Below are 12131 nucleotides of genomic sequence, written 5' to 3' on the forward strand. Positions count from 1 at the left end.
CGTTGATAAATCGCGACGAGCATAGGTACGTATGGTAGCTGGCCAGGTAGTCCTGACAGTCCTCATGGGACTATTTCTCGTGGGCGTCGCCGCGTGGCTCGGACGACTCAGCGACTGGCGACCGACGACCGTCGGCGGCGGCACCGTCGAGGAGGATCGCCGCGAGACTGCCGAGAAACCCGGTGGCCTCATACGGTGGTTGACGACGGTCGACCACAAGGACATCGGCGTCATGTACGGTCTGTTCTCGGTGACGGCGTTCGTCGTCGGCGGCCTGATGGTCGTAGTGATGCGCCTAGAACTGCTCCAGCCCGGCGAGACGATCATCGGCGCGTCGACGTACAACGCGTTGCTGACGAACCACGGCATCACGATGCTGTTCCTGTTCGGGACGCCCTTTATCGCCGCATTCGCGAACTACTTTATCCCGCTGTTCATCGGCGCGGACGACATGGCGTTCCCGCGGATCAACGCCATCGCGTTCTGGCTCCTCCCGGTGAGTGCCATGTTGATCTGGGGCGGGTTCTTCCTCTGGCCCGTCCTCGAGGGCGTCGCTCCGGCCCAGACGTCGTGGACGATGTACGCGCCGCTGTCGACGTCGAGCACCGCACAGGGGACGCCCGCCGCGAGCATGGGGGCGATCAACCCCGGGGCCGACATGATGATGCTGGGGCTGCACCTCTCGGGTATTTCCGCGACGATGGGCGCGATCAACTTCATCGTCACCATCTTCACCGAACGAGCCGACGACGTCGGCTGGCACAACCTCGATATCTTCTCGTGGACGATCCTCACCCAGTCAGCGATCATCCTCTTTGCGTTCCCGCTGCTGGGCAGCGCGCTGCTGATGTTGCTCGCGGACCGGAACTTCGGGACGGTGTTTTTTGCCCCCGAGGGCGGTAACCCGATCCTCTGGCAGCACCTGTTCTGGTTCTTCGGTCACCCCGAAGTGTACATCCTGGTGTTGCCCCCGATGGGGATCATCAGCTACGTCCTGCCCAGATTCGCGGGGCGTAAGCTGTTCGGGTTCAAGTTCGTCGTCTACTCGACGCTGGCGATCGGCGTCCTCTCCTTCGGCGTCTGGGCGCACCACATGTTCGCCTCCGGGATGGATCCGCGCATGGAGGGCGCCTTTATGGCCGTCTCGCTGGCGATCGCGGTGCCGAGTGCGGTGAAGGTGTTCAACTGGATCACGACGCTGTGGCAGGGGTCGATCCGGCTGGCGGCGCCGATGCTGTTCTGTCTCGGCTTCGTCTCGAACTTCATCATCGGCGGCGTCACCGGCGTGTTCCTCGCCGCGGTGCCCGTGAACCTGATCCTCCACGAGACCCACTACGTGGTCGGGCACTTCCACTACATCGTGATGGGCGCCATCGGCTTTGCCTTCTTTGCGGGCTTTTACTACTGGTTCCCGCTCGTGACCGGCCGGATGTACCAGCGCCAGCTCGCGAAGTGGCACTTCTGGCTCTCGATGGTCGGGACGAACATCGTGTTCTTCGCGCTGATCCTGCTGGGCTACGCCGGGATGCCCCGCAAGTACGCCAACTACGACGTGACGGTCGGCCCGCAGGAGATGTTTATCAACCTCAACCAGATCGCGACGCTGGGCGCCCTGCTGTTGCTGGTCGGCCAGCTCGTCTGGGCGTACAACTTCCTGTCCTCGGCGCTCGAAGGGCCGGTGATCGACGACGACGATCCCTGGAACCTCGACGAGCACAACATGAAGACCCGCGAGTGGGACTGGTTCCGCGAGCACCGGATGCCGATGTCCGGCGGCGGCGGACACGCGATCGCGTACGACGGTGGAACCAAGCAAGAAGCCGATGCACAGGCTGCGCAGGACGCCGACGCGCAGGACGCCGACGCGCAGGACGCCGACGCACAGGACGCCGACGCTAAGGCGCCGTCGGACGCCGAGGGCCCTTCAGTCGATCCCGATCCCAACGAAGACTAGCTCACTCGCCCCGGAACTCGGGGTCCTCGTCGCCGAAGAAGGCCTCGTGACCTCGGGCGTAGTCGTCGGTGCCTGCGAGGCGCGCGATCGTGTCGGTCTCGGCCTCCAGATGTTCATCGAACGTCCGGCCGTGGCTGTTGGCCATGAGACGCTTGGTCGCGCCGAAGGCCCGCGTCGGCCCCGATGCCATCTCGTCGGCGAGTTCCTCGACGCGATCCTCGAACGAGCTCGCCGGGACGACCTCGGTCGCCAGACCGAAGTCGACCGCGCGCTCGGCGTCTATCGGCGCGTCCATGAGCGCGATCTCGCGAGCCCGTCGGTGGCCGACGAGCTCCGGCAGGAGGTAGGTGATGCCGCCGTCGCCCGACAGCCCGAGCCGCGGGTAGGCGTACTCGAAGCGGGCGTCCTCCGAGACGACCACGAGGTCTGCGGCCATCGCGAGGCCGAAGCCGGCGCCCGCCGCGGTGCCGTTGACGCCCGCGATCACGGGCTTTGGCGCGGTGGCCATGTGCCGGATCGCCGCGTGGAGCCGGGAGGCCAAGGCACGCAGCCGCCGGCCGTCTGACTCGTCGCCCTCCAGAGCCGCGAGGTCGGCGCCGGTGTTGAACCAGTCGTCGACGCCGGTCAGCACGACGCAGCGCACGTCGTCGTCCGAGTCAGCCAGTTCGATGACGGCGTCGCGCAGGTCGCCGGCCATCGCCTCGCTCAGCGCATTGTACGCGTCGGGCCGAGCCATCGTGATCGTCCCCACCGCGCCGTCGCGCTCGACGTCGACGTGCTCGCCGCCGGCCTCGAAGCTGTCGGATTCCATGCGGGTAACTGCGCGGGCCACCCTGAAATAATCTAGCGCGAAAGTTCCACGGCTCTGCCACGTCGTAGGCTCCCGGAGACGCCGCGTCGCCAAGCCACCGCGTGCTATCGGGACATTAATATCGCTGGCACGGACCCTTCGGTGTATGGAGCGGTACGACGTGGCCGTCGTCGGTGGCGGTCCCGCGGGGACGTGTGCCGGCTGGGAGGCCGCCAAGGGCGGCTCCCGGGCGGTGGTACTGGAGAAGGGCGTCCCCCGCGAGGATCGCGACGGACTCGGTCCGGACTCGACGGACGCAGCGGGGATGCTCGACTACTGGGTCGACATCATGGACATCGACTACGAGCGCATCCCCGAGGAGGCGATCCTCCGGGAGCTCTCGGGGACGGACTTCGTCGGCCCGAACGAGTCGGTCTCGCTCGACACCACTGGAATGGACGCCGGCTACGACGGGTTCGGGTTCACCTTCCAGCGCGCTCGGATGGACGACTGGCTCCGCGAGGAGGCCGAGAGCGAGGGCGCCGACTACCGCGTCGGCGTCAGCGTCACCGACGTGGAGACCGACCTGTCGGGCGACCCGCGCCACGTCCTCAGCCTGCGCGACGGCGAGGACATCGGCGCGAAGTACCTCGTACTGGCGGACGGCCCGCAGCGTCAGGTCACGAGTCGCGTACTCGACCGATACCTGCCGGCGGACGTCGACATCACCGACTACGTCGGGACGACCCACGCGAACCACATCGCCTACCAGGAGCACCGCGAGGTGCCCGAGGAGGTCTTCGAGGACGACCGACTCAAGTTCTGGTGGGGGTACATGCCCGGCGAGACGGCCTACCCGTGGGTGTTCCCCAACGACGGCAACGTCGCCCGCATCGGGTTGACGATGCCGATCGGACTGGACATCGACGAGATCGAGAACCGCGAGGACTACGCCCTCCTGCGGCCCGACGACGACGGCATCCCCTCGGGAGGGGAGTACATCCAGCGCCTGCTCGAACGCGAGTACGGCGACGAGTACGACGTCGAGGAGGACTTCCCGCTCGTCGAAGACCGCGGCAAGCGCGGCGGCACCGAGACGTACGCCATCTCCTCGACCCGGCCGATCGACTCGCCGACCCGCGCCGGCATCGCCGTCGCCGGCGGCGCGATGGGCACGACCTCGGCGTTCCACGAGGGTGGCTATCACGTCGCCGTGCGCTCGGGGCGGATCGCTGGCGAACTCGCCGCGGACGACGAACTCCGTCGCTACAACGACGCCTGGAAAGAGGCCATCGGCGACGAGCTACTGCGGAACGTCACGTTCGCCGACATCGTCGCCGACTACGGGCCCGCAGACTGGGACCGAACCTTCGGCGTCGCCAACGACCTGCTGGCGCCCGAGGACGACAAACTGCTACGCTGGCAGCTTCGTTCGGGACTGGCCGGCCTCAAAGTCGTCGGCGAGTACAAGTGGCGCAAGTTCGGCTACCGCGACGGCAAGTACGTCCAGCTGCGCGAAGCCGAGTACCAGCTGTAAGCCCAGATCGAGATGCGGGCCACCACGCTGACGAAACTGGTCGGCCTGTCTGCTCTCCTCGTCATCAGCGGGTTCGTCACGATGGGGTTTTCGCGGCTTGCGATCGGTTACGATCTCGCGCGCACCGTCGCGGCGCCGCTGTTCCTCTCGGGCTTTGCGATCGCGGTCGGGCTGTTCGCGTTCGGCGTCCTCTGGAAGCTCGGCGTCGTCGCGATCGAGGACTGAACTTTCAACGCGTTCAACACGGATCGTCTCGCCGCAAGTTCTGCGATTTTTATAATCATGATTCATGTATTATTTCTCGGCGGGAGCTATGCAACGGAGAACGTTCTGTAAACTGGCGGGAGCAGGTGTTATCGGGGCAGCGATCAGTCCGGCAAGCGTACAGGCTGCGGAGACCGTTCCGCTGGTCACGACGCGAGGCCACTTCGACATCGAGTGGGGATCGGTCGTACGGGACGACCGGTACGGTCCGCGCGAGTACGGAACGAACGGTGCGGTTCCGGGGATCGACACCGGGAATTGCGCGGGGGACCTGACCGTGTTCGTCCACGGCTACAAGACCAAGAACGGCGAGGCGCCCGAGACGACGAGCGACGCCGCCGGATCGCTCGCGACCAGCGGCTACGGCGGCACGACGATCGGCTACACCTGGGACGCCGATAACCCGCTGTGGGACTGGTGGGAGACGACCGAGATAGCGCGCAAGAACGGGGCCAAACTGGCGCAGTTCACCGTGGACTATCTGGATGCCTGTCCGGACGCCACCGTCCGTTACGTCGGTTACTCCCTCGGTGCACAGGTCGTTCTCTCGGCAGCCCGGTCGCTCTCGGCGTGGGGTGCGGGACGAACTGTCGACGCCCTGACGCTGCTGGGCGCCGCAGCTGACGACCAGTCGGCCAGCACGTCCGGCCGGTACGGCCCGGCGCTGGGGGAGGTCGTCGGACGGGTGGACAACTACTGGAACGAGGACGACGGCGTCCTCAACTGGGCCTATGGAAGCGCCGAGTGGGACGGCGCGCTCGGATCCAACGGCGTCGAGGGGACGCCGCCGGCGAACTACCGGGACCACGACGTGAGCTATGTCCCCGATCACTTCTCGTACTACGACGCCGCGGAGGGTTGCATCGACGAAGTCGTCGCGAACTGGTGAACGGTGTCGATCGGCGGCTCGGGGAGCGACATCGGCACGACATCCTTTTTGCAGGGGCGGACCTACGTCCGACTGCGTACCTTTAGTCCCCGCCCGAGCACGTCCGCCAGGACGCGATGACAGCGCGGAGAACCCGGGTGCGCGACACGCAGTTGCTGAACCGGTCGAGATTGTTCGACCCGCCCGACGGTGTGAACCGCCGGGTCGTCCGGTTGAGCGACGCTCAACCCGCCCGGCACGAGGGTTTCCCGGTTGACAGGGCCTGCCGCCCACGGATGATACCGGTCGTTAGTGTTCCGGGCGACACTCATCCTTCGAGAGCGACGGCTGTACCTCGTGGCAACGCTGTTCGCAGCAACTGTAGCTGTACGACCCCTCAAACTGCAACGAAAGATGACGCAGAGAGTCGCGGCGCCGTTATTCGAGATCGAAGCGGTCGTGACTCATGACCTTGTGCCAGGCGTCCACGAAGTCTTCGACGAACTTCTCCTCCTCGCTCGCGTAGACGTCGGCCAGCGTTCGAAGGCGGGAGTTCGAGCCGAAGATGAGGTCAGCACGGCTCGCTTCCCACTCGACGTCGCCCGTCTCGCGGTCGCGGAGCTCGTAGCGCTCCTCCGAGCCGTCGGCCTGCTCCCACTCGTAGTCCATCGAGAGCAGGTTCGCGAAGAAGTCGTTCGTCAGCGTCCCCGGCTCGTCCGTGAAGACGCCAAGGTCGGAGTCCTGGTAGTTCGCGTCCAGCGCGCGGAGCCCGCCGACCAGCACCGTCATCTCGGACGGCGTCAGGTCGAGCAGGTCGGCGTGGTCGACCAGTAGCTCCTCGACGGGGCCGTCGTACTCGCCGCCGAAGTAGTTACGGAACGCGTCGACCTCCGGTTTGAGCGCCTCGAAGGACTCGACGTCGGTCTGGTCCTGCGTGGCGTCCGTCCGGCCCGGATCGAAGGGGACCTCGACGTCGTGGCCGGCGTCGGCCGCCGCCGATTCGACGGCAGCGTTGCCGCCCAGCACGATGAGATCGGCGAGCGAGACGCGAACGTCGTCGGATCGCGAGTCGTTGAACTCGGCCTGAATCTCCTCGTAAGTCGACAGCACCGTCTCCAGCTGCGCCGGCTCGTTGACCTCCCAGCTCCGCTGGGGCTCGAGTCGGATGCGGGCGCCGTTGGCGCCGCCGCGCTTGTCGCTGTCGCGGTACGTCGACGCCGACGCCCAGGCGGTCTTGACCAGCTGGGAGACCGTCAGCTCCGAGTCGAGGATTTCCTCCTCGAGCTCGTCGACCTCCTCCTCGCCGATCAGGTCGTAGTCGGCGTCGGGGAGCGGGTCCTGCCAGATGAACGTCTCGTCGGGGGCGTCCGACCCGAGGAACCGCTCCTCGGGGCCCATGTCACGGTGGATGAGCTTGAACCACGCGCTCGCGAAGGCCTGGAGGAACTCGGGCGGATTCTGGCGGAAGTTCTCGATGGTCTCCCGGAACTCCGGATCCCGCTTGAGGGCGAGGTCCGTCGTCATCATCATCGGAGCGTGCTTCTCCGAGGGGTCGTGGGCGTCCGGCACGGTGTCTTTCGCTTCCTCGTCGACCGGCTCCCACTGGTTCGCACCGACGGGACTCTCCGTCAGCTCCCACTCGTAGTCGAGCAGGTTGTCGAGGTAGGAGGTGTCCCACATGGTCGGCCACTGGTTCCAGGCCCCCTCGATGCCGCTGGTCGTCGTTTCCGAGCCCTTGCCGGAGTCGGGCCACCCGAGACCCTGCTCCTCGATGGGCGCGGCTTCGGGCTCGGGCCCCATGCCGTCGCTCTCGGCGCCGTGGGACTTGCCGAACGTGTGTCCGCCGGCGATGAGGGCGGCCGTTTCCTCGTCGTTCATCGCCATGCGCCCGAACGCCTGGCGGATGCGCTTTGCCGACTTGAGCGGGTCGGGATCGCCGTCCGGCCCCTCGGGGTCGACGTAGATGAGCCCCATCACGGTGGCGCCGAGCGGCTCGTCGAGCTCGTCGTCCTCGTCGAAGCGCTCGTCCTGGGGCGCTTCCCACTCGCTTTCGGGCCCCCAGTAGACGGCCTCGTCGGGCTCGTACTCGTCCTCGCGTCCGCCGGCCCAGCCGAGCGTCTGCATGCCCATCGATTCCAGGGCGGTGTTCCCTGCCAGGACGATCAGGTCGGCCCACGAGAGCTTGCGGCCGTACTTCTGCTTGATCGGCTCCAGTAGCCGGCGTGCCTTGTCGAGATTCCCGTTGTCGGGCCAGCTGTTGAGCGGCGCGAGACGCTGCGTCCCGCCGGACGCCCCGCCGCGGCCGTCGACGGTGCGGTAGGTGCCGGCGCTGTGCCACGCCATCCGGATGAACAGCGGACCGTAGTGGCCGTAGTCGGCCGGCCACCAGTCCTGGGACGACGTCATCAGGTCCTTGAGATCGGCTTTCACCTCCTCGAGATCGAGCTTCTGGAACTCCTCGGCATAATCGAAGTCGTCCTCGTACGGCCCCACGTTGGCGGCGTTCTGGTCGAGTACCTCCAGGTTCAACTGGTTCGGCCACCAGTCTCGGTTGCTTCGTGACATCGTTAGTATTGGCTCGGACACGACTTTCCGCTACTACCAAAAAAAGCTGTGGAATCGCGAATGACGGTTCCCGGTAACGGTAGATTATTGTGCGCTGACCGCGGACAACGTTCCCGATCGTTCGGGGCTCGTCTCGGTGATCCAGAAACGGTTTGTTCGCGCCGTTCTCACCTACGGGTATGAACGAGAGTGCAGTCGCCGACCTCGGTCCGGACGACCGGTCCGCGCTGTTCGATCGCGACGCCGGCGTCGCCGCGGTGCGCGAGGACGTTCGCGAGATCGTCGATCGGGTCCGCGAGGAGGGCGACGTCGCCGTCAGGGAGTTCTGCGAGGAGTTCGACGACGTCACCGTCGGGAGTTTGGAGATCACCGACGAGGCCGAGCGGGCCTACGACGAGATCGACGCCGACCTCCGCGACGCCGTCGACGCGGCAGTCGAGAACGTCCGCGAGTTCCACGAGGCGCAGGTGCCCGAGGACTGGCGCGAGTCGTTCGACGGTCGCGAACTCGGCCGTCGGTTCCGGCCGATCGAGCGCGTCGGCGTCTACGCGCCCGGCGGCACCGCCGCCTACCCCTCCAGCGCGATCATGGGCGTCGTCCCGGCGAAGGTCGCCGGCGTCGAGCAGGTCGCCGTCGCGACGCCGCCGGCCGAGACGATCAATCCTGCGACGCTGGCGGCCATCCACGCGGCCGGCGCCGACACCGTCTACAGCGTCGGCGGCGCCCAGGCCGTCGGCGCGCTGGCCTACGGCACCGAGTCGGTCAACCGCGTCCAGAAGATCGTCGGGCCGGGCAACCGCTGGGTGACCGCCGCCAAGGCCGAGGTGCGCGGCGACGTCGAGATCGACTTTCTCGCCGGGCCGAGCGAGATCCTCGTCGTCGCCGACGACACCGCCGATCCCGAGTACGTCGCCGCCGACCTGGTCGCGCAGGCCGAGCACGACGAGAACGCCTCGGTCGTCGCCGTCACCGACGACGAGGCGCTGGCCGACGAGATCGCCGACGCCGTCGACCGGCAGGCCGACGGTCGCGAGCGCGAGGACGTGATCCGCGCCGCGCTCGACTCCGACGCCAGCGGCGTCTTCCACGCCCGCTCGATGAGCGAGGCGATCTCGTTCGCGGAGGCGTACGCGCCCGAACACCTCTCGATCGTCGCCGAGGACGACGAATCGATCCTCGACCGGATCGAGAGCGCGGGCAGCGCGTTCCTCGGCACCTACACCCCGGTCGCCGCGGGCGACTACGCCAGCGGCACCAACCACGTCCTGCCGACCGGCGGCGGCGCGAAGCTCACCGGCGGGCTCTCGGTCGACACGTTCGTCCGGTCGACGACCGTCCAGCGCCTCGACCGGGACGCTCTGGAGAGTCTCGGCGACACGGTCACGACGCTGGCCGACGCCGAAGGGCTGGAAGCCCACGCCGAGAGCGTCCGACGGCGTCTCGGCGACGAGTAAGCGACGAGAATACGCTTACTCGGGAAGCACGTCTTCCTGCGAGAACTCGACGCAGCACTCCTCGCAGCGGTACCGGTCCAGCGCGACTTTTCGCACCGACCGCGTCCGACCGCACTCCGGGCAGGCGATGTCGATCAGCACGCTCATACGTGGTCCGGTACGGCGTCGACCCGCTTGATTTCACCGGCCGGCGCTCCCGGCGGCGTCACTGTTATCTACGTGACCGCACTACACGTACCCATGAGTACTGACGCCGCGTCCGGCGGGGAGACCCAGCCGTCGATCGAGGTCACCGAGGCGGCCGCCGAGCGCGCGCTGGGGCTGCTCGAACAGGAGGAGATGGACACCGACGAGGCCGGCCTCCGGCTGTTCGTCCAGCAAGGCGGCTGCGCCGGGCTGTCTTACGGCATGCGCTTCGACGACGCGCCCGACGAAGACGACACGATCTACGAACACCACGACCTGCGCGTGTTCGTCGATCCCGCCAGCATGAACTACGTCGAGGGCAGCGTCGTCGACTTCGAGAGCGGCCTGCAGGCCGAGGGGTTCCACGTCGAGAACCCCAACGTCGTCAGCGAGTGCGGCTGCGGCGAGTCGTTCCGGACGTAGCTACTCCTCTAACTGGAACGCGACCACGACTTCGGCCTGGTACTCTCGGTTTTCGGCCGACGCGATCTCGACGCCGAGTTCCTCTACTTCTGCCCAGTGGATGTTGTCGAGCGTCGACTCGGCCCGATCGAGCGCGTTGTCGGCAGCGTCCTCGAAGCTCTCGGTACTCGTCCCGATCAGCGTGATCTTTTTGAAAACCATGACAGTTACCGCTACTTCGCGGACGAACTTAATGGTACGCCGACACACGACCGATTCGGTTGGCGAGCGCGTCGATGCATCCACGACACCGATTCGTCGGCGCCGTGCCCGGTCAGTCTCGGGTAACGAGATGCCCGTCGTTGCTGTAGCGGAATCCGGCCTCGCGGAACACGTCTCTCGCTCGTTTCTGGTCGGCCTCGCCCGCCTCGCCGGGGAACGGTCCGAGGTTGCTCTGTTCGTCCCACGCGAACTCGTCGGCGAGGTACTCCGTTCGCAAGAGCGGCGAGTCCGACGGCGTGGCGTGGCCGTACATGATCTCGTCGACGGAGTACTGCCGGTCGATCAGTCGAGCGACGGCGGCACGGAACTGGTAGTTGGTCATCGGATGCCGGCGGGTGTTGAATCCGAGCATGTAGAACTCGCCCCTGTCGCCGGACAGCAGTTCGACGCTGTCCGCGCTTTCGGCTGCAGAGGCGTGCTTGGGCAGGATCGGTGACGAACTGATGTCGATGCTGTCGTCCGCGACTTCGATGACGAGCAGGCGGGAGTGTTCGACGATGTCGAACAGGAGCTCGTCGAACGCGCCGCCGTCCGCGAACTGATCGTAGCGCTCGTCGAGTTCGCGCCCGTCGAACAGGAAGTGGTCCTCGTTCTTCGAGAGCAACAGCCGGTTCCCGACGTTCGCGTTTTCGAACCGATAGGGGCCGGACCCGATCGCCTGCCTGTTGTTCCAGACGAGCGCTCTGGTCATGTACTGTCTGACCAGGCTCGTTCGTTCGATCCAGACGTGTCTCGGCAACAGCGGCACCGTCAGCGACCGGAGCGCGACGTCCCGGGTGGCGTCACCGAACGTCAGTTCGAGGGTGTAGTTCGACGGCGTCGACGTCGAGGTGACGATGCTCGACTCGCTGCGGAACCGCGGCGCCGGAACGGGCGTCGACTCGTTGCCCATCGCGGTGTCCTGCAGGAACTGGTAGGTGAACGCCGCGTCGGTGGCGTCGAGCCGCTCGCCGTCGTGCCACTCGAGGTCGTCCCGTAGCGTCACGCGGACCGTCGTTTCCGGGGCGTCGTCGACCCAGTCGACGGTCTCGGCGAGCCACGGCAGGTACTCGCCGTCGACCAGCCTGACCAGGGGTTCGTACAGGAGGCCGAGCATTTCCGTTCGGCTGTGGTGAGCGACCGACAGCGGATTGCGGTTGCGCGTGATCGCCGACCCGAGATGGCCGACACGGAGTCGGTCGATGTCGGGGTTCGTCGCGCCCAGTCGGAGATAGTCGAGGGGGCCAAGTAGGCCGCTTTGGGTCCGTTCGAGATTCAACGCGGCGCTGCCGACCGAGATATGGTCGGGGTACGCCAGGACCGCAAAGGGCTGGCGCTCGAAGAGCTGTTCCTGCAGCTCGGTCACGGTCCCCATCCGATCGGTGCCGGTCTGGGTGTTCTGGGCCGTGAGCAGTTCGTCCACGCCGGGTTCGTTGAATCCGAAGGGGTTCTGCCAACCGGCCTCCTCGCTAAAGCTGGTGTGGAGCAGTCCCCGAAGCTCGTCGGGATCGCTGACGCCCGGGTGGCGGGCGATAAACAGGTCGAACTCCTGTTCCATCAGCGCGCCGCGCAGAACCGACCCCTCGCTCTGGGGTTCGTAGCTGGCGTTGATCCCGGCCGCTTCGAGATTCGTCTCGAGTTGGCGGGCCATCTGTGTGGCCGCGGTGTCGACGTTGGCGGGAACCGTCGCGATAGTGAGGGAGACGTCGTCGGGGCTGGACCAGGCGAAACGGGAGAGAGCGTCGGTACAGCCTGCAGTCGAACCGAGTGCAGTCGCTCCGAGCGCGGCGAGCAGCTCCCGTCGACGGGGTCCGGAGCTGGGAGAGCGCATGTACCCCCTCTTGTTTTCG

11 protein-coding genes are annotated in these 12131 nt (G+C 66.7%); 6 read left to right on the forward strand and 5 right to left on the reverse strand.

Features of this window, described 5'->3' with window-relative positions; genetic code table 11:
* Nucleotides 1-64 precede the first annotated feature (64 nt).
* Nucleotides 65-1954: a cbb3-type cytochrome c oxidase subunit I gene (locus tag NO931_RS02885; RefSeq protein WP_375142028.1), complete on the forward strand. Its 1890-nt coding sequence runs from the start codon at nt 65-67 to the stop codon at nt 1952-1954.
* Between the two features lies 1 nt (nt 1955).
* Here NO931_RS02885 and NO931_RS02890 read toward each other — a convergent pair whose 3' ends face one another.
* A complete protein-coding gene (locus NO931_RS02890; protein ID WP_256391118.1) occupies nt 1956-2765 on the reverse strand; it encodes an enoyl-CoA hydratase/isomerase family protein in 810 nt (269 codons plus the stop codon).
* A gap of 145 nt (nt 2766-2910) precedes the next feature.
* On the opposite strand from NO931_RS02890, the gene NO931_RS02895 reads away from it, so the two are divergent.
* The 3 genes from NO931_RS02895 to NO931_RS02905 all read left to right on the forward strand — a co-directional run bounded on the left by NO931_RS02895 (nt 2911) and on the right by NO931_RS02905 (nt 5434).
* Entirely contained in the window at nt 2911-4281 is a 1371-nt protein-coding gene (locus tag NO931_RS02895) for an NAD(P)/FAD-dependent oxidoreductase (RefSeq protein WP_256391119.1), read from the forward strand.
* Nucleotides 4282-4293: 12 nt separating this feature from the next.
* The gene (locus NO931_RS02900; RefSeq protein ID WP_256391120.1) at nt 4294-4506 is read left to right on the forward strand and encodes a hypothetical protein; all 213 of its coding nucleotides are present in this window, start codon (nt 4294-4296) and stop codon (nt 4504-4506) included.
* Nucleotides 4507-4594: 88 nt separating this feature from the next.
* Nucleotides 4595-5434 (forward strand): DUF726 domain-containing protein, encoded by an 840-nt coding sequence (locus tag NO931_RS02905; RefSeq protein WP_256391121.1) that lies wholly within the window; start codon nt 4595-4597, stop codon nt 5432-5434.
* A 417-nt stretch (nt 5435-5851) separates the two neighbouring features.
* On the opposite strand, the gene katG is transcribed toward NO931_RS02905, so the two are convergent.
* Nucleotides 5852-7978: a catalase/peroxidase HPI gene (gene katG / locus NO931_RS02910; RefSeq protein ID WP_256391122.1), complete on the reverse strand. Its 2127-nt coding sequence runs from the start codon at nt 7976-7978 to the stop codon at nt 5852-5854.
* Between the two features lie 179 nt (nt 7979-8157).
* Here katG and hisD point away from each other — a divergent pair, with 179 nt between their 5' ends.
* Nucleotides 8158-9432 carry a histidinol dehydrogenase gene (gene hisD / locus NO931_RS02915; RefSeq protein WP_256391123.1) on the forward strand — a complete coding sequence of 425 codons (1275 nt, stop codon included), beginning with the start codon at nt 8158-8160 and terminating at the stop codon, nt 9430-9432.
* 15 nt (nt 9433-9447) lie between these two features.
* Here hisD and NO931_RS02920 read toward each other — a convergent pair whose 3' ends face one another.
* The gene (locus NO931_RS02920; protein ID WP_256391124.1) at nt 9448-9579 is read right to left on the reverse strand and encodes a hypothetical protein; all 132 of its coding nucleotides are present in this window, start codon (nt 9577-9579) and stop codon (nt 9448-9450) included.
* Nucleotides 9580-9672: 93 nt separating this feature from the next.
* Between NO931_RS02920 and NO931_RS02925 the strand changes: the two genes are divergently transcribed.
* Nucleotides 9673-10041, forward strand: a complete 369-nt coding sequence (locus NO931_RS02925; protein WP_256391125.1) for a HesB/IscA family protein — start codon at nt 9673-9675, stop codon at nt 10039-10041.
* Here the strand turns inward: NO931_RS02925 and NO931_RS02930 are convergent, their stop codons facing one another.
* Both NO931_RS02930 and NO931_RS02935 read right to left on the reverse strand, forming a co-directional pair.
* Complete coding sequence (locus NO931_RS02930; RefSeq protein ID WP_256391126.1) at nt 10042-10242, reverse strand: dodecin; 201 nt, start codon at nt 10240-10242, stop codon at nt 10042-10044.
* Between the two features lie 112 nt (nt 10243-10354).
* A complete protein-coding gene (locus NO931_RS02935; RefSeq protein WP_256391127.1) occupies nt 10355-12112 on the reverse strand; it encodes an ABC transporter substrate-binding protein in 1758 nt (585 codons plus the stop codon).
* Nucleotides 12113-12131: the final 19 nt, after the last annotated feature.

The organism is Natronoarchaeum rubrum, assembly GCF_024494695.1.

Excerpts from the sequence above, each read along its gene's own strand:
- NO931_RS02885 (WP_375142028.1), top strand. The coding sequence starts at position 65 with ATGGGACTATTTCTCGTGGGCGTCGCCGCGTGGCTCGGACGACTCAGC.
- NO931_RS02890 (WP_256391118.1), bottom strand. The coding sequence starts at position 2,765 with ATGGAATCCGACAGCTTCGAGGCCGGCGGCGAGCACGTCGACGTCGAG.
- NO931_RS02895 (WP_256391119.1), top strand. The coding sequence starts at position 2,911 with ATGGAGCGGTACGACGTGGCCGTCGTCGGTGGCGGTCCCGCGGGGACG.
- NO931_RS02900 (WP_256391120.1), top strand. The coding sequence starts at position 4,294 with ATGCGGGCCACCACGCTGACGAAACTGGTCGGCCTGTCTGCTCTCCTC.
- NO931_RS02905 (WP_256391121.1), top strand. The coding sequence starts at position 4,595 with ATGCAACGGAGAACGTTCTGTAAACTGGCGGGAGCAGGTGTTATCGGG.
- katG (WP_256391122.1), bottom strand. The coding sequence starts at position 7,978 with ATGTCACGAAGCAACCGAGACTGGTGGCCGAACCAGTTGAACCTGGAG.
- hisD (WP_256391123.1), top strand. The coding sequence starts at position 8,158 with ATGAACGAGAGTGCAGTCGCCGACCTCGGTCCGGACGACCGGTCCGCG.
- NO931_RS02920 (WP_256391124.1), bottom strand. The coding sequence starts at position 9,579 with ATGAGCGTGCTGATCGACATCGCCTGCCCGGAGTGCGGTCGGACGCGG.
- NO931_RS02925 (WP_256391125.1), top strand. The coding sequence starts at position 9,673 with ATGAGTACTGACGCCGCGTCCGGCGGGGAGACCCAGCCGTCGATCGAG.
- NO931_RS02930 (WP_256391126.1), bottom strand. The coding sequence starts at position 10,242 with ATGGTTTTCAAAAAGATCACGCTGATCGGGACGAGTACCGAGAGCTTC.
- NO931_RS02935 (WP_256391127.1), bottom strand. The coding sequence starts at position 12,112 with ATGCGCTCTCCCAGCTCCGGACCCCGTCGACGGGAGCTGCTCGCCGCG.